Consider the following 21,639-nt stretch of genomic DNA (forward strand, 5'->3'; position numbering starts at 1 on the left):
GATTAGAGTCTCCACGTAGGATTGTCGACAATCCCTTTGACGTCGATGATAACAGGTTCGCCGACGCTGATCGATTGATAATCTTTGGACGTCAGCACTTTGAATTGCCGATGCCCTACCGCCACGATGATCGCGTTGTACTTTTTAGAGCTTTTAAACGGGTCGTTAATGATTCCGTGATGATAATGGTGTTTCTCTTCTTCCGGGTCAACCCACGGATCGTAGACATCAACATTGCATTTGTAGGACTTTATCTCTTCGATGATATCCACGACTTTCGTATTGCGCATATCAGGGCAGTCTTCTTTGAACGTTACACCCAGTACAAGGACATTGGCCCCCTTAATTTTTTGATCGTTTTCGATCATGCATTTGATCGTTTTTTCGGCGATGTATTTTCCCATTCCGTTGTTGATCTGGCGCGCCCCGAGGATCAGGTTGGGTTTGTACCCAAGCTCTTCGGCTTTGAACGTCAGGTAATATGGGTCCACTCCGATGCAGTGTCCACCTACGAGGCCGGGTTTGAGTTTGATGAAGTTCCATTTCGTCGCTGCCGCGTCGACCACTTCGTTCGTATCGATCCCCATCGTATCGAAGATGAGGGCGAGTTCGTTGATGAGCGCGATGTTGACGTCGCGCTGGGTGTTCTCGATGACCTTGGAGGCTTCGGCGACTTTGATACTGCTGGCGAGGTACGTTCCGGCGGTGATGACGCTCTTGTACAGCTCGTCGACTTTGCGGGCGATTTCGGGGGTACTGCCCGAAGTGACTTTGAGAATCTTTTTGACGGTGTGCTCTTTATCGCCGGGATTGATCCGCTCCGGACTGTAGCCGCAAAAAAAGTCTTCGTTGAACGTCAGCCCCGAGGTGTTTTCGAGTTCGGGGACGCACACCTCTTCCGTCACGCCGGGATAGACGGTGCTTTCGTAAATGACGATGTCCCCTTTTTTAAGGACTTTTCCGACCGTCTGGGACGATTTGATCAGCGGGGTCAGGTCGGGGCGGTTACTTTCATCGATCGGAGTGGGAACGGTGACGATGAAAACGGTCGAATCCGCGATCTCATGGATGTCACAGGTATAGCTCAGACGCGATTTGACGGCTTGCAGCTGCGATTCGTCCAGTTCCAGAGTGCGGTCGTAGCCGCTTTGCAGCTCTTCGATCCGTTTGGGGTTGATGTCGAAACCGACAACACGGTATTTTTCGGCAAAAGCAGCCGCCAACGGGAGCCCGACGTACCCTAAACCGATTATGGAAATTTGAAAATTATCGCTCATCGCTTCTTCTCGTTTTTTTGTGTATGAAAATAATGCCTATTATAGTCTTTTCGGACTTCATTTATGCTAAAAAATCGTGCGAGGCGCTTTGTCTGCAGGGGTCAGAAACGGTCGATGCTTTTATACAGTGCTTTTGAAAAATTGCGGGTAAGATGGACGATATTCATGAAAACGGCGGTCATGTGTTTTGAAATTTTGTAATTGACGATCATATCGTTAAGGATGCCGATGCTGTTCTGGTAGCTGGCATCGAGTTTGCTAAAAAGTTGTTCGAGTTCGGTTTTTGCATTTTCATCCCCTTCCAGCCAGTCGTTGTAGCTCATGCACAATGCCAGAATCTGGTAACGAAGTTCGTGATAAAAGGCGACCATTTCAAGGGTATCCGATTCGCTAAGCATGGCGATATCGTCCAGCAGGTCCTTGACGTGTTTGGATGCGGCGATGAGCTGGGCGGCCATCGCAACGGTGCTGTCGAATTCGCGACGTACTTCGGGGAGCTGAATTCGGTTGGACAACGCCGAGGCATAATCGAGGATTTCCCCTTGAAGATGCTGTAGTTCGAGATATTTTATGCGTGCTGGATACTCCGAAGATTCTTGATGCATGTCGAGTATTTTTGAAATGGAAGCATGATGTTTAAGCCCTTCTTCGGGCGGGATATGGATCGATGAAAGGGCAAACGCACACACTTCATGCCCCAGATGATACACCTCTTTGCGCAACGCTTCGTGGGCCAGTGCAGGTATCGTGTGCGAGACGTTGTGGATATAGAGGGTCATGGCCGGTTTGGCAATGACAAAACGCTCCTTCAGCCATTGTGAAAGAGGGGCGATAAAAGGGTACCACATCACAACGCCGATCACATTGAATACGGTGTGGAAGAGGGCAAGCGCTTCGACGTTTTGATCCAAGCCGATGTGGGTGACCCCCCAGCTCATCGGGTACAGGAGCAGAAACGCCACGATCCCCGTAGAGAGGTTGAACAAAATATGGGCAACCGCAGCCCGTTTTTTGTCGCTGGAACTTCCAATAGCCCCAACGACGGCGGTTACCGTCGTTCCGACATTGGCTCCGATGACGAAAGCGGCAGCATGATCGAAGCCGAGAATATTCGTATACAGCGCACTTTGGGCTATTGCGATAGATGCCGAACTGCTTTGAATGGCAGCCGTCAGGACAAAGCCGAGAAAGACGAAAACAAGGGGGTTATACCCTTGAAATGCCCGGATGTCGATGACCGTACTCAGAAGGGAAAAACTCTCTTTAAGTCCTTCAAGCCCCAGAAAAATCAACCCGAAGCCGGTAATACCTCCGAAACTATGGCGTGTTTTCCCCTCCCCGAGCAAAACACTCCCGATTCCTCCGAACCCGACCATGACGAGGGCGATAAGTTTGATTTCGAATTTAAATCCGATGAGGGCGATAATCCATCCTGTCGTCGTAGTGCCGATGTTCGAACCGAAAATAACCCCTATCGAGCTTTGAAGGTTCATGAGACCCGCTCCGACAAGAGAGAGGGACATCAGGGTGACTACGGAGGAACTTTGGAGCCCGGCGGTTGCAGCAGCTCCGGTCAAAAGAGCTTTTCGATCGGTATCCGTCGAGATTTTGACCCATCTCCTGAAAGACGACCCTGCCGCTTTTTTGAGGGAATCTTCAAGATAAAACATCCCGAACATAAAAAGGCCTAAAGAGGCGAAAGCTTCGATCAAAGCAGCAGACATCAGCGTATCATCTCCTCTAGGGTTGTTGGTTATCATAGCGTATAATTGCGGAAAAAAAGGCTTCACGTGTGCGGCGTATTCGGAATCATCGGTGAGTATTCTTCTTCAAAAGCGCGCGAAGCTTTGGCCAAACTCGAACATCGCGGGCGCGACCACTGCGGTATTGTGGAGCGAGACAGACTCTTTTTGGCGCATCAGCGCCTCTCGATCACCGATGTGCATCCGCGTTCCCATCAGCCGATGGCATCGGGGCAGGTGCTGATCAGTTTTAACGGGGAGATTTACAATCACGCCGCATTGCGCGAGCGGTTGAAGCTTTCGCATTGGGAAACGGCCAGCGACACCGAAGTGATTCTGCGGGCGTATGAGTGTAGACGGCGAGAAACTTTACCTGGTACGGGACCGATTCGGCAAAAAACCCCTCTTTTACCATCCATCGGCGGAGCATTTTATTTTTGCGTCCGAGATCAAAGCGATCAAACCGTTTCTCTCTTCCGTCCGAATGAATGACGAAGCGCTCCATTCGTATCTCTCCTTTTTGGCGCCGACACCGCCCCATACTTTTTTTGAGGGGATTGAGAAACTTGAGAGCGGAGAGTGGCTTTGTTATGAGCGCGGGAACATCACCAAACACCGCTATTACGATGTGCTGCAAGCCCCTTCGTCGGGTATCACCGATTCTGCGGATGCAATCCGTCTGATTGATGAGCATTTGCACCGCTCGATTCGCCTCCGCCTCCCTTGCGAAGTCCCCGCAGCCGCGCTGCTATCTGGGGGGCTGGACAGTGCGATGATCTGCGCCGTTGCGGCGGCACAGGGGGTAAAACTGCCCGTTTTTACTCTCGGATATGACGAGTACGGTGCGTATGACGAGCGCTCCAATGCCCGCATCACCGCCGATTATCTCGGGCTTGAACATAGTGAGGTGGTCATTTCCCGCGGCGACTTCGATGAGCACCTTGACGAGTTGATCGCTCATATGGACGAACCGCTCAACGATCCCGCGGCACTGCCGCTGTACCTGCTGATGAAGAAGATCTCCTCGGAAGGGTACAAAGTGGTTCTCAGCGGGGAAGGGAGCGATGAGCTTTTTTTGGGGTACCGGCAGTATTTCGAGTATCTTGACATTGAAAAAGCAGCTTCCCTGCACCATAAGAACTGGCTGAAAAAATATTTTCACTCCCATTTCTCGATGAACCGGGAATGGGAATGGTACAAGCGGATATTTGACGATACGCTTTTGTTTCGTACGTCGGGAGAGAAATTCACCGATTTGCAGCAGAACATGCTGCTGCGGCGCAACGTTCGGGACAACGAATCGCTCCGCTTTTTGGCCCCGTATCGGGAGATGTTCGAACAAAGTTCCCATACGCATCCGGCGCAGTGGTACAGCATGATCGATCTGAAACTTTTTGTCGGGGAACATTTTCTTGCCAAGCTCGATCGGGTATCAATGGCCCATACGATCGAAGCGCGTACGCCGTTTCTCGATCATCGTCTTGCCGAGGCGGCAATGTCGATCGATCCGGGATTGCGGATCGGGAAAGGGGAAACGAAAAGCCTTCTCAAAGAGGTTGCCGGAAGCTATCTGAGCGAGGAAATCATTCACCGAAAAAAGAAAGGATTTTCAAACCCTTACATGGAATGGTTGATCGCGTCGGGGAGAATCGATCTGATCCGCGAAGTAAACACCCAAACGGGACTGTTTCACCCTGAAATGGTAGATAAATACCTAGAGATGGCCCGCCGAGGAAGATTCAAGCAGCATGTCTGGGGATTGTATGTCCTCAGCCATTGGATCAAGCGTGAACTGTTATAATTGACGCATCAAACGACAATCGCGATGGGCTTCGCTTAGTTTGCCTGCTTGCTTTTTTCCATCAAAAGAGCCAGTTCGAGCGTTCCGCTGATGTAGTTGGCGAAAAAAGTCATGACCCCTTCGTCCGCTTCGGTGAAATCACCGTTGTATTTGTTGAGCAGCTGAATAATGCCGATCACTTCCTGCATGGAATTGTAAATGGGTACGGCGAGAATATTGCGGGTAACGAAGCCGCTTTTTTCGTCAATTTTCCCCAAAAAATTGGGGTTTTCATACGGGTTGTTGACCCTTTGCGCCGCTTTGGAACGTACCGTCTCTCCGACGATTCCCGAATCGATTCCGATTGCGATCCTGCCGATCCCGTCAGAGAGTTTCGTCCAGAGCATGCAGGCCGTGTAATCGACCATGAAGATCGAGCACCGCTCCGCGCCGACAATGGCTTTGGCCTCTTCGGCAATCGTAGGGAGCGCATTTTCGATACGGTCCAGCGAGGAGAGTTTTTTGCCGAAATCGGCAATCCGTTTATACACTTCCAGACTCATTCGATCCCTTTCGCGAGTAGTGTGGCTTCATCGTCAAACAAAACGGCCAATTCAAGATACCCGCTGATGTAGTGGGCGAAAAAAATCATGAACCGCGCGTCTTCGCGCGTAAAACCCCCTTCTTTGTTCAGAAGCTGAAAGACTCCGATGATTTGGCGGTTGGAATCGAAAATAGGGATGGACGCGATATTTTTGGTCACAAACCCTGTTTTTTTATCGATCAAAGGCAAGAAACGAGGGTCGTCATAGGGGTCGTTGACCAAAATCGGTTTTCCCTCTTTGACGGTATGCCCGACAATACCGTCTTCTTTGTGCACCATGATTTTTGCCGTTCCGTCGGCGATCGTCGTCCACAGCATCTGGATTTTAGGGTTGTAGATGAAAATAGAACAACGCTCCGCACCGATGGACTGTTTTGCATATTCCGAAATCATCGGAAGTCCCTCTTGCAAGGACGGTCGGTTCAGCAACGCACGGCCGAATTCGGCAAGCGCGCTGTACGATGGCGCGGGATTCATCACTACTCCTTGATATAAGAAACGATGCTAATCGTATCAGGAGGAAGCTAAAAAAAAACTCAATGGGTACTATAGGGAGGAGAAGGGGAAAAAAATCTGCCTCGCAGAGGCAAACGTAGCCAAAGGAATAAAATCCCGTTGGCGTTCAGAACAATATTTTAGAGATTGTTCTCTTTTTTGTATTCGATGATCATTGCGTAGGCTTCGTCTTTGAGAAGCAGTTTTTCTTTTTTGAGTTTTTCCATCTCAAGGTCGCTCATCGGAACTTCACCGCTTTCAGCTTTGGCGATTTGATCGTCCAGCTCGTTGTGGCGGTCGAAAATTTTCAAAAAGTGGGCATTCGCCGCATCGTTTTGTTTCATATGGGTGATGATGTCGCGGTATTCGTGTAGCATCGGGATTCCTTACAGGATAAATTTTCGAAATTTTACCACTTCTTATTTTAAAATACGCGGAAGGGTGATTCCTTCTTGCCCTTGATACTTGCCGCTTTTGTCTTTATAGCTGGTTTCGCACATCTCATCGCCCTGCAAAAACAATACCTGTGCTATTCCCTCGTTGGCGTAGATTTTCGCCGGAAGCGGGGTAGTGTTGGAGATTTCAATCGTAATGTGCCCTTCGAACTCGGGTTCGAACGGGGTGACGTTGACGATAATACCGCAGCGGGCGTACGTTGATTTCCCCAGACAGATGGCGAGGACGTCGCGGGGAATTTTGAAAAACTCCACCGTCCGGGCAAGTGCAAACGAATTGGGCGGAACGATGCAGACGTCCCCGGTAAAGTCGACAACGTTCGCGTCATCAAAATGTTTGGGGTCGACGACGGTCGAATTGAGATTGGTGAAAATTTTGAATTCGTTGCTTACGCGGATGTCGTAGCCGTACGAGCTAAGGCCGTAGCTGACGACGCCGACGCCGACTTGTTCCTCGCAAAAAGGGGTGATCATATCCTCTTTTAACGCTTTTTCCCGTATCCATCCATCGCTTTTAAGACCCATGCTATATCCGTTGTTAAAATAATTTGTGGTAGTATAACACATCTCTTACCCTACTTTTAGGAGCTTTTTTCGATGGATATGAAACAAATCAAAAGCCTTTTGCAAGAGTTTGACACCAGCACTCTTTCAAAATTAAAAATCACTCAGGACAATTTTTCAATCGAACTGGAAAAAAATGTGGGTGCCGTTGCGGCACCGGTGATGGCGGCGGCTCCTGCAGCGATCGCAGCGGTTCCTACGGCGGCTCCTGTCGCAGTTGAGGCTGCCGCATCTGCGGCTCCGGTACATACTGGCGACATGATCGTTTCACCGATGGTCGGAACGTATTATTCAGCCCCGTCTCCTGATTCGGCTCCGTTTGTGAAAGTCGGCGACCGCGTCAAAAAAGGACAGGTCATTGCGATTCTCGAAGCGATGAAAATCATGAACGAGCTCGAAGCGGAATTTGATTGTAAAATTGTCAGCATTCTGGTTTCTGACGGTCAGGCGGTCGAATACGATATGCCACTTTTCGCGGTTGAGAAACTCTAATCATGGCGGAAATCAAACGTATTTTAGTGGCGAACCGGGGCGAAATCGCTCTGCGCGCCATTCGAACGATCAAAGAGATGGGCAAAGAGGCGGTTGCCGTCTATTCGACTGCCGACAAAGACGCGTCGTACCTGAAATTGGCCGATGCGGCGATTTGTATCGGTGCGGCGCCCAGTTCGCAAAGCTACCTTAATATTCCCGCTATTATCGCCGCGTGCGAAATCAGCGGGTGCGATGCGGTATTTCCGGGATACGGATTTTTAAGTGAAAATCAGCATTTCGTCGAGATATGTACCCACCACGGGATTAAGTTCATCGGGCCGACTCCGGAAGTTATGGTCATGATGTCCGATAAATCCAAAGCCAAAGATGTCATGATCGCCGCCGGTGTTCCGGTTGTTCCGGGATCTGACGGTGCGATCAAAGATATCGCGGACGCTGCGGTTCGCGCCAAAGAGGTCGGATACCCGATCATTCTTAAAGCGGCTGCCGGCGGCGGCGGGCGCGGAATGCGTGTCGTTGAAGACGAAAGTTATCTCGAAAATGCCTTTTTGGCGGCGGAAGCCGAAGCGATCGGCGCATTCGGCGACGGCACCATCTACATGGAGAAATTCATTAAAAACCCGCGCCACATTGAGGTTCAGGTTATTGCCGACAGCCACGGCAACGTGTTGCATATCGGCGAACGCGACTGTTCGATGCAGCGCCGCCACCAAAAGCTTATCGAAGAATCGCCTGCGGTTGCGTTGACTCCAGAAGTGCGTGCCGAGCTGCACGCATCTGCGGTGCGTGCGACCAAATACATCAAGTACGAAGGGGCGGGGACGTTCGAGTATCTGCTCGATGCCGATAAAAATTTCTACTTTATGGAAATGAACACCCGTCTTCAGGTGGAACACTGCGTTTCCGAAATGGTTAGCGGTCTGGATTTGATCGAGATGATGATCCGTGTTGCCGAAGGCGAAGCGCTTCCGGCGCAGGAGAGCGTCGTCCTCAGCGGACATTCGATCGAGTGCCGCATTACCGCCGAAGATCCGGTTAAATTCCTGCCGTGTCCGGGGAAAATCACCCAGTGGATCGCTCCCGGCGGCCGTAACGTCCGTATCGATACCCATGCGCATGCAGGGTATATCGTTCCGCCGACCTACGATTCAATGATCGGAAAGCTGATTGTCCACGGCAAAGACCGTAACGACGCGATCGAGCGGATGCACCGCGCACTCAGCGAGTTTACGATCACCGGGATCAAAACCACGATTCCGTTCCACATGAAAATGATGAAAAACCCTGATTTCGTTTCCAATAACTTCGATACGAAATACCTCGAACGCTACAACGGCTAATAGCCGTCGCAGCGCCTTCATTTCCCTTCTTTAATTTCCTCAATTAATTTTTTTGGCTGTCTGCTTTTTACGTTCTTTTTACACTGTTTCGTTACCCTAAGATGACAATAATAATCTGCTCAAAGGGTATAAATGAACAATTTAAGCATCGCGCAAAAAGTACACATACCGCTCATCGCTTCGATCGGCGTCGGATTTGTGATCGTATTGATCAACTATTGGGCATCGGTCGATCAGCTCAGATCAAATGTCTATACAGCGCAGGCCAAAGAGATGACAACGGTTTTCGGCGAGGCGATTGAATCGAAGAAAAACGTGGGTATCACCAATGCAATCAGCATCTCGAAAAACAGCGCAGTAGTCAACGGGCTGGCGAGCGGGGACCGGGCTCAAATGCTCAGCAGCCTCAAATCGCTTTCCAAAGAGTACAAAGAAAATACCAAATTCGGGAACATCAAAATCCATGTCCACGACAGCGATGTCCGCAGTTTTCTGCGTGTGTGGAAACCGGAGAAATACGGAGACGATCTCTCCGGTTTTCGTAAAACGATTGTTGCGGTCAAAGAGAGCCGCAAACCGTTGGTTGCCATTGAAGTCGGGGTTGCCGGACTGGAATTGCGCGGTATTGCACCGATTTTGTCCGGAGGCGCATACATCGGATCGGTTGAGTTTATGCAAGGCCTTAACTCGGTCGTCAAGGATTTGCGTGAGGATTTCGGCACCGAAGTGATTGTTGCCATTGATAACCGCTTTTTAGAGACTGCTAACGAACTGGCAAATGCCCGCAAAATAGGTGAGGGCCATACGCTTGCGGTCAAAGAAGATGTAATAGACAAAGCCTTTTTGGAAGAATTGGGAAGCAGCACGTTTGACCCTGCGGCCGGCTCTTTTGTCACTGATGGGTACTACGTTACGCCGATCGCGATCAAAGACTACTCCGGTGAACAGATCGGATACGCGTTTTCGGGGAAAAAACTTGAAACCGTCGAAGCACTCATCAACGAATCCGAAAATTCGCTGCTTCGCCAACTCGTCATCATGGCGCTGATCGATGCGGTCATATTGTTTTTGCTGATCATCATTGTGCGCCGCGCCGTAACGGGACCGATTGAGCATTTGGACGTCATTGCGCAGGAACTGGCCAGCGGGGATGCGGATCTTAGCAAACGGCTTCATGTCGCTTCGAACGACGAGATCGGCAAAGCGGCCGAGAGTTTCAACGTATTTATCGACAAAGTCGAAGCGATTGCCATCGAAGCGCAGAAAAAAGCGGCGGAGGCATCGGAGGCAAAAGCGAAAACGGAAGAACAGGTGCGAAAAATTCAGATGTCGCTGGCCTTGGCACACGGAATGATCAGCGGCAACATCGATAATGCCGGCAGTCTTCGCAGCTCTTTGGAAAGCAGCATCGAGGACCTCACTGACGTGAACGAGTTGAATAACGAGACAGGAGTTGTCGTAGATCAGGTGAGTGCCCAAACCGATGCCATCATGACGAGTATGTCCAACATTACCGAAATGATCAACAATTCCCGCGAGAATTCCGAACAGCTGAACCACAACGTCAGCGAAATATCCAATGTTATCACGCTGATCAAAGACATTTCAGATCAGACGAACCTTCTGGCCTTGAACGCGGCGATCGAAGCAGCGCGCGCGGGCGAACACGGGCGCGGCTTCGCGGTCGTTGCCGACGAGGTGCGCAAGCTGGCGGAGCGGACGCAAAAAGCGACGAGTGAAGTCGAAGCAAACATCAGCGTCCTGAAACAAAATTCGGTCGGAATGGTCGAAAACAGCGAACAGGTCGAAGAATACGCAATCGATTCGACCCGTCGTCTGGATGAGTTTAAACAGGTGATGTCACGTCTGATCCAAAATGTCGAAAAGATCAAACAGGACAATCAGGTGATTAGCCATGAAATCTTCACCAATATGGCAAAAATCGACCATATGATTTTCAAAGCACACGCCTATGAAGCGGGCTTCGAGGGCAAAGTGTCTCATGTGTTCAGCGATCATCACAGTTGTGCGCTTGGAAAGTGGTATGAGCACGGAGACGGAAAAGCCGTTTTTTCAGAATCTCCGGCTTACGGCCGTTTGAGTGCTCCGCATAAAAAAGTGCACGAAGAGATTCGCAAAGCGATGGAATTGCTCTCCAAAGATCCGGTAGAGAATGACGAGAAGATTATTGCGTGTTTCGAAGAAGCGGAAAATGCGAGCCGGGAATTGTTTGTGATCCTGAATGAGATGGTGAAGGGATAAGAACCCCTCGCCGTTATCTATGGAAGACGCAGGACTTTGATGTCGGCGCTGAGACGCAATCGGGTGAAATAATCGTTCAGAACCTGATTGCGTTTTTCAGCCAGAATGGCATTGGAAATCTCAGGACGGATCGAATCGAGATTTTCGGTCACGACGTTAATCTTGTCTTTCATGTAAAAACTCATAAAGCCGTTTTTGCCGTTGGGGAGAATCGGCCCGAAGCTCCCTTCGGGAATTTTATTCAGTATTTGGGCCAGTTGCGGATGGACGGCGTTGAACGCGATGGTTTCATCTTTGACCTGGATGTTTTCGACATGGCGCATCGGATCGGCTATTTTTGCCTGCAGCGCTTCTTGGGAAGCCGCGAGGTAGGTGGTCACCTCAAAGCTCTCGGGGCGGGAAAAGTCATTCAGATGAAGCTGATAGTATTCCGCCTCTTCTTCTGCGCTCGGCTGCGCCATTTTTGAAAACGCGATGCTCTGGTAGAGCTTTTGCCCCTTGAGCGTCTCTTCGACTTTGACTTTCAACTCTTTTTCGCTGATCCCCCGAACGGTTTGCATCGCATTGTAAAACTGATCGACGGAAAGGTTGTTCTGGGCTGCCATCCGCGCAATCTCGTCACTCACTTCGGCGGGGGTGACGGTGATTTTTTTCTCCTGCGCTTCGAGTTGTTCGAGTTTTTTTCGAATCAGCGCATCGGCGCTTTGTTTGGCATTGGTACCGCTTTGTTTCATTTCTTGCTGAATTTCATAGAGGGTGATAGGACTGTTTTTGACCAAAATACTTACCCCTCCGACAGGGGCGCTCCATAAAAAAGTGGCTAATACGGCTGAAAGGGTAAGGGAACGCATCGAATCTCCTGGCACAAAGTTCTCTATTTTACCCGCTTTTAACATAGCCTCAACTAAAATTGTGTAATTGTTTTAAAAGGAATTTCATCATGGTAGTTACTCGTTTCGCCCCCAGCCCGACGGGGTATTTGCACATCGGCGGATTACGGACGGCGCTGTTGAGCTATTTGTGGGCCAGACGTAATAACGGGAAGTTTTTGCTCCGTATCGAAGACACCGATTTCAGCCGTAACGACGAAGCGGCGGCACGAGCGATTGTCGAGGCGTTCAAATGGGTCGGATTGGAGCACGACGGAGAGATCGAATACCAGTCTTCGCGCTTGGCTATTTACCAAGAATACGCCCAGAAGCTTCTGGATGAGGGGAAAGCGTATCGCTGCTACATGTCCAAAGAGGAGCTGGAAGCGCTGCGCGAAGAGCAGAGCGCGCGCAAAGAGCGCCCCAAATACGACAACCGCTACCGCGATTTTACGGGGACCCCTCCCGAGGGGAGAGAGAGCGTTATCCGTATCAAAGCTCCGCTGAGCGGCACGTTGACAGTGCATGACGGGGTCAAAGGAGATGTCGTCTTCAATGTCGAGGATATCCTTGATGATTTCATCATTGCACGTGCCGACGGTACTCCGACGTACAATTTCGTCGTTGCCGTGGACGATGCGCTGATGGGAGTGACCGACGTTATCCGAGGGGACGATCACCTCTCCAACACCCCCAAACAGATGGTCGTTTACGACGCGCTCGGTTTTCCGATCCCGAAATTTTTCCATGTGCCGATGATTCACAACCACGAGGGGAAAAAACTCTCCAAACGCGACGGCGCGACCGACGTCATGATGTACAAACAGCTGGGCTACACTCCCGAGGCGCTGCTGAACTTTCTGGTTCGTCTGGGATGGAGCCACGGAGACCAGGAGATTTTCTCGCTGAGCGAGATGCTCGAGCTCTTCGATCCGAGCGACATCAACCGCTCCGCGTCGGTGTACAACGTCGAAAAGCTCGACTGGCTCAACAGCCATTATCTCAAAAACATGCCGAACGAGAAACTCTGCGAACTTCTTGAATTTCACGGCGTGGTACTGATCAGCCATGACAAACGGGAGATTTTGCTTGACGCGGTCAAAGAGCGTGCCAAAACGCTTGTCGAGATGGCGATATTGATCGGAGAGATTCTGGTCCGTCCTGCCGACTATGACGAAGCGGCATTGAAAAAAGGGTACAAAGAGGACAGTAAAGAGGTATTGGAAAAATTCTGTGCAGCTCTTCAGAGTGCCGAACAACTACATCTCCCCAGCGATTACCATCATGTGATGGAACAGGTGGTTTCGGAGCTGGGGATCGGTTTTGGGAAAATCGGCCAGCCGTTGCGGATCGCGCTGATGGGGAAACTCTCAGGCCCCGGTCTGGACAGCGTCATGGCGATCATCGGAGTGGACGAAACGCTCGCGCGGGTCGAAGCGCTTCTTCAGCGGTAACGCTTTCCTTTTTTCGCCCTGTCGGGCGATTTTAATTCCCATCGATTCTAAGTTATAATAGCTTTACTATTTTCTATCGAAAGGGTCATAGATGCGGTTGCAACGTTCTGAAATCGATATTATCAAATCAACGTTGCATGAAATAATTGACGATGCAAAGATTTTTTTGTTCGGAAGTCGAACCGATGATACCAAAAAGGGGGGAGACATCGACCTCTTTGTCCAAACCCGCAAATCCATCACGCTAAAAGACGAACTCAAAATCCTCTCTCGCATGGAGCTTCGGGGGATAGGACGCAAAATCGATCTGATTATTCAAACCCCGCAAACCCCTCCTCAGAAACTTTTTGAAACGATACTAAAAGAGGGGATATTGCTATGATGCAAGAGATTATAGAAAAAATCCATCTACACCTGCACCGTGCAAAAAGTGCAGTCAATGAGATCAAAGCGTGGAGCCATATCGATTCGGGAGTTTTTGAAGATTTTGAAAAAATCAAAACGATCGATACCTTCATTTATCGTTTTATCAAGCTTCAAGACATGATGGGAGAGAAGCTGTTTCGGATCTTTTTGGACGAAATTGGCGAATACCGCGACAATATGTCTCTTTTGGATATTTTAGACAAACTGGAAAAGCTCGAAATTATCGAAAACGGCGAAGAGTGGATGACCTATCGAAAGCTCCGCAATAAGCTCACCCATGAATATCCGAGCAATGAAAACGAGATCGTCGAGGGGATCAAACTCTCCATCGAGGTATTTGGTGAGATTGAAAAGATTTTGGAAAATATCGAAAGCTACAAAGAGCGGCGTAAGCTTATTTAGCCGCGACGAATTTTTCCGAGAGAGGGGTTTAGCCCTCTCTTTTTCGCTTCAAAAAAATCTTACAGATATTTTTTTAAAATTCCTTCTTTTTGTTTTGGAATCTCTGCGATTTGAGTCTCCAAAAGAGCTATTTGCGCTTCAATTTTTTCTATTTTAGAAACGATTTTTTGCTGTTCGGAAAGTGGTGGAACATTTATTTCTATTGGTTTTAAATTTATTACAGAAAGTCCAGGTTGAGCTGTTCCAGTAGCATATTGATTCAAATTCATAGAAACTAATTTGTGGTGTAGCCAATTTATATCAATATCATTTAAAGGTTTTGCAACTAAAGCATGTTCTGTTGCGTGAAATTTACCTTCAACTAAATGAACATTACCGCATAAAGCACCTTGTCTACCAACTAAAGAATATTTTCCTTCATGAGTAAAAGTTTTTACATAACCTCTCAAACCATTTCCTCCATAACAAGGGAATGAATTTTCTATTTTCTCTTTACTAATATTTCCAACTTTTACAAAATCTCCTGCTTTCAACTTACAAACTTCATCAAACCTTTTTATAACAGTTTCATTATTAGAACTAAAAATTTCGTTTGATTTTGATTTCAAACTCTCAATTTCCTCTTTCGCTTTCTTCTCTTTCGCTTCTAAAACTGCAATTTCATTTACAATTTTTTGTTGAATGTCGAGTGGTGGAAGTGGTATTTTTAAAGAGTTAAAAGTTTCAATTTCAAGATTTTTTTGTGCAACACCTTGACCACACAAATAAACTCTCTCTTGATTTAAGAATAAATATTGATTTAAGTAATTTTGATTTAGAACAGATGAATCGGATGTGTTTAGAGTTAATCCTGAATCATTTAGGAAGAATTTTCCATATACATACCTGACACATTTTGGTGACATCCCAAATCTTGAAATTATAAAAACATCTTCTCTATTATAATCGTTTGATTTGAAAGTTTCTCCTCCGCCTCCATATACAGGGTAAACACTGCCTTGTGCAGTTTTTTTTACAATGCGAGTTCCATAGTCAATAGTTGAAATTTCACCCAGTCTTTTTAGTTGCCATTTGCTTTCAATTTTTACTTTTTTTTTAACCGAAAGCGAAATATTTTTTTCAAACTCCACTCGATCAAAAGTTAGCATATCTACCAAATTATGTCTAGTAACATTGTTTTGAATACTCTCATGTATTGGGCTATCAAAATCACCCTCGAATGCTTTGTAGATATAAGTACTTGCTTTTGTTGGATTGTCAAAAATATTAGAGTCAAAGAGTTGCGTGCACTCATCTATACTTTTGCCTCTTTGTATAGGATGAATCCCTTCACTTCCTCTACGGTTACTAAATTCATACCCTAAAAAGCGTTTTTCTGCATCTTTTTCACCACTTTTTATCAGTATTACTTTTTGTGGATAGGTGAGAATAAAATAGTAGAGTTTTTCTGCTTCTCGCTCTAGTAATAGATTCCAAAACTCTTTCTCATTTTTGGCTTTTAGTTTTTTGCGATATTCGGTATAAATTTCATGTTTTGTTATCTTTTCATTGGGTTCACATTTGAGCATAGATATATAATCATCAAATGAAATGGCTCCCCACACATAATTTATATATTTAGTTACTGGTTTTTCAACGCCACCCAGTGTAACATCTTGATATACACTAAAAAACTTTTCAATAGCTATTTTGAGATTGATACTGTCGTAGTTATTTCTTCTTCGCATAAATAAAGTGACAGTATTGGTTCCTGTTGCCATAAAGGTATTGGAACCGAGTTCCGCAATAGCAATAATTTCAAAATATTGCAAAATTATTTCTCTGGTTTTTGTGTAAATTCCAGTATTACTAAGTATTGAGCTTGGTAGAATAATACCTGTTACTCCGCCATCTTTGAGTAATTGTTTGGTTCGCTCCACAAATAAGCATTCAATCTCTGAGCTATTGTCTGTGAGCTTATCATAAAGTTCAAAATCATTTTCTCTATAGTATTCACGTGATGCATTTTTAAATGCAGATACAGAATAAGGGGGATTTGAAACCAATATTTCAAATTGTTTATTTTCTTGGCAAAAGTCTTTGTCTATTTCGTTTAATTTTCCTTTGTAATCGCTGTGTTTGAAATTGGATAATCCATCAGAATGCATAACGTTTGCCAGCCCATCTCCATGTAGGTAACAACCAACTTTCCCAACTTTTACTAATCGGTAATCTTTTTCTATGCCATAAACATATTGTGATGCCCAATCAAAATGTCTAATCTTGGAAACATCAATAAAACTTTTTGCTTCTGATTTTAATTTGCTTGTGTCTGTATTTAAAAGTAATCGCTGAATTTCGTGCATACTCTCAGTGAGAAAATGTCCACTTCCTGCGGCATAATCTATGATAAAAGGGAGTAAATCATCTTTTTTACCAGATTTCAATTTGTCTTCTACCATTTTGTCAATAGGTAAACTTTTTATAATAAATTGTGCAATAGGAACAGGTGTAAAAAATTGTCCAGACTCTTGTTTAAGTCCGGTTGTTAAAAGTAATTCAAAAAAATCAGATAGATACTGTTGTTTTTGAGTGTAGCGTATTTTAAAACCTTGTAATAGTTCTACAACTTCTTTGACAACTTTTGCATTTTCCAAAAATGATTTTTGATCATAAACTTCTTTAATAGCAAATTCATTATTTTTTTCTAAACGTAGTCTTGCAATCTCAGTTTTAAGTGATTTTTTTAATTGTTCATCCCCGCTAAAGAGCGATGCATATTTTGAATCGAAATCTTCATCTGAAAAGTCTGTTACATTTTTATCTAAAAAATCTTTCATTCCATTTTTATATAAATCAGTCAATCTAAGCTGAAAAGAAACATTATCGTCTTTGCCTTCAATCCATTGAAAATCTAACTCTTCGTCTGTATTATGTTTTGATTTTTCATCATAAATTTTACAAAGAAATAGTGTAAAAATTTTATTAAAAGCATTTGGCTTGTCTGAAACTACATTGTGACGAAGGATTTCAAGAAAACGATTGAAAATAAAGCTACTATCTTCAGGTCTTATCTCTTCTAGCTCATTTATAGTTAATGCTTTGCTTTCAAAATTATAAGGGTTGACCCAAGGGTCAAATACCCCATTGTCTTTTGTAAGTTTATTCCATTTGTCATAGAAATCTTTTACATCACCCGTTTTATAGTCGTCTTCAATTTTTACAATCTCATTTTTATATACGAGTGTATCGGCTTTTAGCTCGGATGCATAAAGCATAATAATATCTGCATTGTTACTAAATTTAAAGTAAGTAAAAAGTTGCCCGCCATCTTTTTTCATACGGTTAAATTCTTTATCGAACTCTTTTCCATAGGTTTTGCATTCGATTAATAAATATTCAGTTCCATCATCGTGAGTGACACAAATATCAAGTCTTCCTGAAAAACCATGTCCAGCAGGATATACTTTTTCTAATTGAATATTTTCAGGCTTATATCCTCTTTCAAGTAAACGATTTACACACTCTAAAACAACAAAATCTTCTGGTTTTACAATATTTTGTGTAAATTTATCATACACTTTAATTTTACCGCCATAGTTGATAGTATGGTTTTTTATATCTATATCTATGAAGTAGTTGTCTTGATATGATTTTGTGTATATGTCGATAGTATTTTCTTTTGGTCGAAAGCCTATGGTAAAAAATAAATTTGTGTCCATTTCTTAAGCCTCCTCCCTTGATTTATCTATAATATTATAATATCAAAAAATTACTAAAAAATATGACAATTTGACATATTGAGTTCTCAAAACAAGTAATGTGAGTACATTCATACTCGATAACTTACCATTTTTGTTTTTAATAGCGAATTTTACTCAAAGAGGGGTTTAGCCCTCTCTTTTTCGCTTCTCTCACAAACCGCTTATACCCTCTCTCCTCTTTCGCATCCACTTTATAGCTAATGAATTTCAGATAGTGGGTGATTTGAGCCGGGGTCAGGCCGCTTTTACGGGAGGCTTCGTTCAAAATATAGTACGGAATACGGATTTTGGTTTTGACGAATGCGCGGCTGAGGCGTTTGAGCTCGTCCGTATGCTCGTGTGTGCACAGAAGGGCAAAGACAAACGGCAAACCCGTCTTCTCATGCCATACCCTGCCCAGATCGGTGTGTTCGCCTCCGCTGTAATAATAGCGCAGCGCCTTGTCCCCGATCAGTACCTCCCCGTGGGTCCCGAGTATTTGGGAAAGGCGGTTGGAGGTTGCCGAATCGGCATCGTTTTTCGACAATTCCGCCGGAAGGGACAAAACACTGAGGACTTCACGCTTCGCGACGATTCCGACGTTGAAATGGGTGCAGTTTTTGGCGGTGATGCTGGAGATAAACGCCGCATCGATCCGCCGCATCGCAAACTCTTGGTTCAGCGCCGAGGGGACCCCTTTGTGGTGGTGGAGGCTTTGGTGAAATCGGAGCGATCTGGCGTAGCGTTTGATAAAAACATGAAACGGCAGAAGATTCAAAAAATCAATTTTTCCGAAAATCACAAAGGTCCCTCTTTTGGAAATAAGAAAAATATTATACTAATCGAAGGCTAACAAAGCTCTGTTAGTTCTCTTGCGATATAATTGGCTTCAATAATACCGCCCAAAAAGGGGAAATTGTCATGGTGACAATCGAATTTTTAGGACCGATCCAAAAGGCTCCGTTGACGCTGGAAGCGGCCTCTTTGCGCGAGGTCGCCGAAGCGCTTAAAAACGATACCGAAATGGGGCAATGGCTTGATTCTTGTGCCGTTGCGGTGAACGACGCCCTCGTCGCATCGCTCGACACGCCTCTGAAAAACGGGGACAAAGTATCCTTGCTTCCCCCAGTCTGCGGAGGCTGATGTGCTTGAACTTTACGACGGGGCACTTAATGTTCCTGAAATCCTGAATCGCTGGTATGCCGAAGAATCGGATAATAACTACGGCGCCTATATCCCGTTTGTGGGGACGGTGCGCGAAGAGGACGGGATCGAGGGGCTGAGTTTTGACGTGTACGAGCCGATTTTGACCTCATGGTTCGAAGCGTGGGTCGCCAAAGCCGCACCGTTGGGCGCGACACTCAAAATGGCGCACAGCAGAGGAGATGTTCTGGTGCACGAATCCTCGTACATCGCGGCCGTTTTTTCACCGAAGCGCCGGGTAGCGCTTGAGACGATCGATGCGTTCGTCGAGGATTTCAAAGCGTCCGCACCGATTTGGAAATACGATCTGAAAAACGGCGAGCGTCTGTATGCGCGCGACCGCTCGACACCGATTGAGGGTTCGGGACTGCTGGGGGGCAAATCGTGAGCATGATCTCGTACGAGACGTCCCAAAATATGCTTTCGCTTCTTCCAATGGGTGCGGTGCGAAGCGAACGGGTCTTTTTGAGCAGCGCGTTGGGACGGATTCTGGCCGAGGACATTGTTGCAGGCGAAGACTATCCTTCTCACCCGACGGCATCTATGGACGGTTATGCCTTGCGCCATGCCGATCTGGCCGAATTTGATACGCTCGTCATCGAAGGAGACAACCCCGCGGGTGCCGACAAGATTGGCAGCGTGATCAGCGGAATGTGCATTAAAACCTTTACCGGCTCGTTGATGCCCGAAGGCTCCGATACGCTGATCCCGATCGAAAACGTTCGGGTACAAGAGGGCGAGATAGTGATTGAAAAACCTGTCCCTATCGGATTTGCCGTCCGTCCGATCGGCGAGAGCTACCGCGAAGGGGAGACTCTGATAGCGCGGGGGACGAAGCTCGGATTTGCGCAGATAGGCGTATTGGCGGGGATTAACCGGGTGATGGTGCGCGTCGCTCAACGTCCCCGCGTTGCGGTTGTCGCGACGGGGAGCGAAATCCTTGATATCGGCGAAGAGTCCCGCCACGCCGGACAGATTCGAAGCTCCAACAGCTACACGCTGCAAGCCCTCGTCGAAAATCTGGGCGGCGAGTGCGTTCAGATGGGTATCGTGGGTGATGACAAAAAAGCGATCATGGAGCGGTTTGACGAAGCGCTGCGCTCCAGCGACATCGTCGTCAGTACTGGCGGTGTCAGCGTGGGCGATTACGATTTTGTCAAACATATCGTCCCCAAGCTCGGTGCCGAAGTGATCTTCAAAGGCGTTAACATCAAGCCGGGACAACACGTGATGGTGGCGCAGCGGGGAGAGAAGTTTATCGTCTCCCTTCCCGGATTTGCCTACTCCTCGACGGTTACCTTCATCCTTTACGTTGTCCCGATGATGGCGCGGATGATGGGGATAGCAAACCCTTGCGAGCCGATTGAGGCGACGCTTAAAACCCCGTTCGCCAAACGCTCGAACAAAAGCGAGTTTACGGCCTGCAACCTGACGTTCGAAGAGGGGCGCTACTGGGTCGATTTCGAGGGCAAAAAGACGGGGAGTTCGGCCATACTGACGAATCTTTTGGGAGATGCCGCCTTGATGATCTGCGGCGAAGAGGACAGTGAGCTCGACGCCGGCACTCAGGTACGCGTCATCAAGCTATAGGTTTTTTTCTTGGCATCCCGCTAACGCGGGGCTTTCACAACTCTATTTAACAATCTTCGCTTTTATCGCTTCTTCTTCCACCATATCTTTACGGTATTTGACCGCCACGATATTTTCGGTCTCGTTGATATACCACTCGGCGATATGTTCGTGTTCCAGCGCGTTGAGCTTCTCCATATCCACATGATCCGCAGAGATGTAAAGATGCGAATAGCGGTGCGGATTCGCCATTTTGAAGGTCCACAGCAGCCACAGCGTCGTGATGACGATCAGCGCGACGGCAAATGTTTCACGTCCGCCGTATTGCAGCGCGATCCCGGCTACGGCCCCGCCGATGAAGGTCATCAGGTAGGCAAAGCCGTTGGCGATCCCCAACGCCGCCCCTTTTTGGTGAACCCGCGCGTATTTGCTGATCATCGACTGCACCAGCGGTTCCATCATGTTGAACGCGACGAAGAAACTGACGACGCCCAGAACCAGTTCCCACCCCTGCGACGCAAATCCCAGCAGGGTGAACGACACGATGAAGAGGACGATCGAGATCAAAAAGATTTCGCGCGGTTTGTTGAACTTTTCGCCGAAAACGGCGGCAGGCCCCATCGCGAGCAGACCCAGCACCATTGCCGGCACATAGGCCTGCCACAGCTCTTTTTTCTCCCACGCAAAACCGTATTCGGGCTGGATCAGAAGGACCGGGATCAGAACGAACGCGACCGTCATCAGCCCTTTTTGCATCCCGTTGGTGATGATCATCGAGAGGAGATTGGGATCTTTGAGGATGTCCGACGTGGTCGTAGCGGAGTGGTAGATATGGCGGATGCGCGGCGGTGTCGGAACGCCCGTAAACAATATGACCATCGACACGATCGCCAGCACGGCGGTGATCCAGAACAGCGATGCCAAACCGAAGTAGCCGCCGACCATCGGCCCGATTGCCATCGCGGCCGCAAAGCTGATCG

21 protein-coding genes are annotated in these 21,639 nt (G+C 47.3%); 11 read left to right on the top strand and 10 right to left on the bottom strand.

What is annotated here, in order from left to right; all coding sequences use genetic code 11:
- Positions 1-2 precede the first annotated feature (2 nt).
- Entirely contained in the window at positions 3-1,277 is a 1,275-nt protein-coding gene (locus tag JU82_RS02340; protein WP_037946058.1) for a nucleotide sugar dehydrogenase, read from the bottom strand.
- 101 nt (positions 1,278-1,378) lie between these two features.
- Positions 1,379-3,001, bottom strand: a complete 1,623-nt coding sequence (locus JU82_RS02345) for a Na/Pi symporter (RefSeq protein ID WP_294892012.1) — start codon at positions 2,999-3,001, stop codon at positions 1,379-1,381.
- A 66-nt stretch (positions 3,002-3,067) separates the two neighbouring features.
- Between JU82_RS02345 and JU82_RS11580 the strand changes: the two genes are divergently transcribed.
- Both JU82_RS11580 and asnB read left to right on the top strand, forming a co-directional pair.
- Positions 3,068-3,511, top strand: a complete 444-nt coding sequence (locus JU82_RS11580) for a hypothetical protein (RefSeq protein ID WP_294892013.1) — start codon at positions 3,068-3,070, stop codon at positions 3,509-3,511.
- Positions 3,393-4,820, top strand: coding sequence for an asparagine synthase (glutamine-hydrolyzing) (gene asnB / locus JU82_RS02350; protein WP_294892016.1), 1,428 nt, complete (start codon positions 3,393-3,395; stop codon positions 4,818-4,820). Before JU82_RS11580 ends, asnB begins: the two co-directional genes overlap by 119 nt.
- Positions 4,821-4,855: 35 nt before the next feature.
- On the opposite strand, the gene JU82_RS02355 is transcribed toward asnB, so the two are convergent.
- From JU82_RS02355 to dcd, 4 genes are all read right to left on the bottom strand, one after another.
- A complete protein-coding gene (locus JU82_RS02355) occupies positions 4,856-5,362 on the bottom strand; it encodes a GAF domain-containing protein (protein ID WP_294892014.1) in 507 nt (168 codons plus the stop codon).
- On the bottom strand, positions 5,359-5,880 hold the full coding sequence (locus JU82_RS02360; protein ID WP_037946060.1) for a GAF domain-containing protein: 522 nt from the start codon (positions 5,878-5,880) through the stop codon (positions 5,359-5,361). The genes JU82_RS02355 and JU82_RS02360 overlap by 4 nt, the downstream gene beginning before the upstream one ends.
- A 158-nt stretch (positions 5,881-6,038) precedes the next feature.
- On the bottom strand, positions 6,039-6,275 hold the full coding sequence (locus JU82_RS02365) for a DUF465 domain-containing protein (RefSeq protein WP_037946062.1): 237 nt from the start codon (positions 6,273-6,275) through the stop codon (positions 6,039-6,041).
- Between the two features lie 42 nt (positions 6,276-6,317).
- Positions 6,318-6,878: a dCTP deaminase gene (dcd, locus tag JU82_RS02370; RefSeq protein ID WP_037946065.1), complete on the bottom strand. Its 561-nt coding sequence runs from the start codon at positions 6,876-6,878 to the stop codon at positions 6,318-6,320.
- 72 nt (positions 6,879-6,950) lie between these two features.
- Here dcd and accB point away from each other — a divergent pair, with 72 nt between their 5' ends.
- The 3 genes from accB (at position 6,951) to JU82_RS02385 (ending at position 11,014) form a co-directional block, all read left to right on the top strand.
- Entirely contained in the window at positions 6,951-7,409 is a 459-nt protein-coding gene (gene accB, locus JU82_RS02375) for an acetyl-CoA carboxylase biotin carboxyl carrier protein (RefSeq protein ID WP_037946066.1), read from the top strand.
- A 2-nt stretch (positions 7,410-7,411) separates the two neighbouring features.
- Positions 7,412-8,752, top strand: a complete 1,341-nt coding sequence (locus JU82_RS02380) for an acetyl-CoA carboxylase biotin carboxylase subunit (protein ID WP_037946068.1) — start codon at positions 7,412-7,414, stop codon at positions 8,750-8,752.
- Positions 8,753-8,884: 132 nt separating this feature from the next.
- Positions 8,885-11,014, top strand: a complete 2,130-nt coding sequence (locus tag JU82_RS02385) for a methyl-accepting chemotaxis protein (RefSeq protein ID WP_037946070.1) — start codon at positions 8,885-8,887, stop codon at positions 11,012-11,014.
- A gap of 17 nt (positions 11,015-11,031) precedes the next feature.
- Here the strand turns inward: JU82_RS02385 and JU82_RS02390 are convergent, their stop codons facing one another.
- Positions 11,032-11,865 carry a peptidylprolyl isomerase gene (locus tag JU82_RS02390; RefSeq protein ID WP_037946072.1) on the bottom strand — a complete coding sequence of 278 codons (834 nt, stop codon included), beginning with the start codon at positions 11,863-11,865 and terminating at the stop codon, positions 11,032-11,034.
- An 89-nt stretch (positions 11,866-11,954) separates the two neighbouring features.
- Here JU82_RS02390 and gltX point away from each other — a divergent pair, with 89 nt between their 5' ends.
- The 3 genes from gltX to JU82_RS02405 all read left to right on the top strand — a co-directional run bounded on the left by gltX (position 11,955) and on the right by JU82_RS02405 (position 14,165).
- Positions 11,955-13,337, top strand: coding sequence for a glutamate--tRNA ligase (gene gltX / locus JU82_RS02395; RefSeq protein ID WP_037946074.1), 1,383 nt, complete (start codon positions 11,955-11,957; stop codon positions 13,335-13,337).
- A 91-nt stretch (positions 13,338-13,428) separates the two neighbouring features.
- Positions 13,429-13,719 (top strand): nucleotidyltransferase domain-containing protein, encoded by a 291-nt coding sequence (locus JU82_RS02400; RefSeq protein WP_037946076.1) that lies wholly within the window; start codon positions 13,429-13,431, stop codon positions 13,717-13,719.
- Complete coding sequence (locus JU82_RS02405) at positions 13,719-14,165, top strand: hypothetical protein (protein WP_294892015.1); 447 nt, start codon at positions 13,719-13,721, stop codon at positions 14,163-14,165. The genes JU82_RS02400 and JU82_RS02405 overlap by 1 nt, the downstream gene beginning before the upstream one ends.
- A 59-nt stretch (positions 14,166-14,224) precedes the next feature.
- Here the strand turns inward: JU82_RS02405 and JU82_RS02410 are convergent, their stop codons facing one another.
- Positions 14,225-17,866 carry a restriction endonuclease subunit S gene (locus JU82_RS02410; RefSeq protein ID WP_037946080.1) on the bottom strand — a complete coding sequence of 1,214 codons (3,642 nt, stop codon included), beginning with the start codon at positions 17,864-17,866 and terminating at the stop codon, positions 14,225-14,227.
- A gap of 139 nt (positions 17,867-18,005) precedes the next feature.
- Positions 18,006-18,689, bottom strand: coding sequence for an MqnA/MqnD/SBP family protein (locus tag JU82_RS02415; protein WP_037946082.1), 684 nt, complete (start codon positions 18,687-18,689; stop codon positions 18,006-18,008).
- A 119-nt stretch (positions 18,690-18,808) separates the two neighbouring features.
- Between JU82_RS02415 and JU82_RS02420 the strand changes: the two genes are divergently transcribed.
- Genes JU82_RS02420 through glp form a run of 3 tightly spaced genes read left to right on the top strand, consistent with a single transcriptional unit; the run spans position 18,809 to position 20,680 of the window.
- Positions 18,809-19,030: a MoaD/ThiS family protein gene (locus tag JU82_RS02420; protein ID WP_037946083.1), complete on the top strand. Its 222-nt coding sequence runs from the start codon at positions 18,809-18,811 to the stop codon at positions 19,028-19,030.
- 1 nt (position 19,031) lies between these two features.
- On the top strand, positions 19,032-19,478 hold the full coding sequence (locus JU82_RS02425; RefSeq protein WP_037946085.1) for a molybdenum cofactor biosynthesis protein MoaE: 447 nt from the start codon (positions 19,032-19,034) through the stop codon (positions 19,476-19,478).
- A gap of 2 nt (positions 19,479-19,480) precedes the next feature.
- A complete protein-coding gene (gene glp / locus JU82_RS02430; RefSeq protein ID WP_294892017.1) occupies positions 19,481-20,680 on the top strand; it encodes a gephyrin-like molybdotransferase Glp in 1,200 nt (399 codons plus the stop codon).
- 42 nt (positions 20,681-20,722) lie between these two features.
- Here the strand turns inward: glp and JU82_RS02435 are convergent.
- A partial coding sequence (locus JU82_RS02435; protein ID WP_037946089.1) for an MFS transporter occupies positions 20,723-21,639 on the bottom strand: 917 nt, incomplete at its 5' end.

Origin of the sequence: Sulfuricurvum sp. MLSB, assembly GCF_000747095.1 — a bacterium.
Lineage (GTDB): Bacteria > Campylobacterota > Campylobacteria > Campylobacterales > Sulfurimonadaceae > Sulfuricurvum.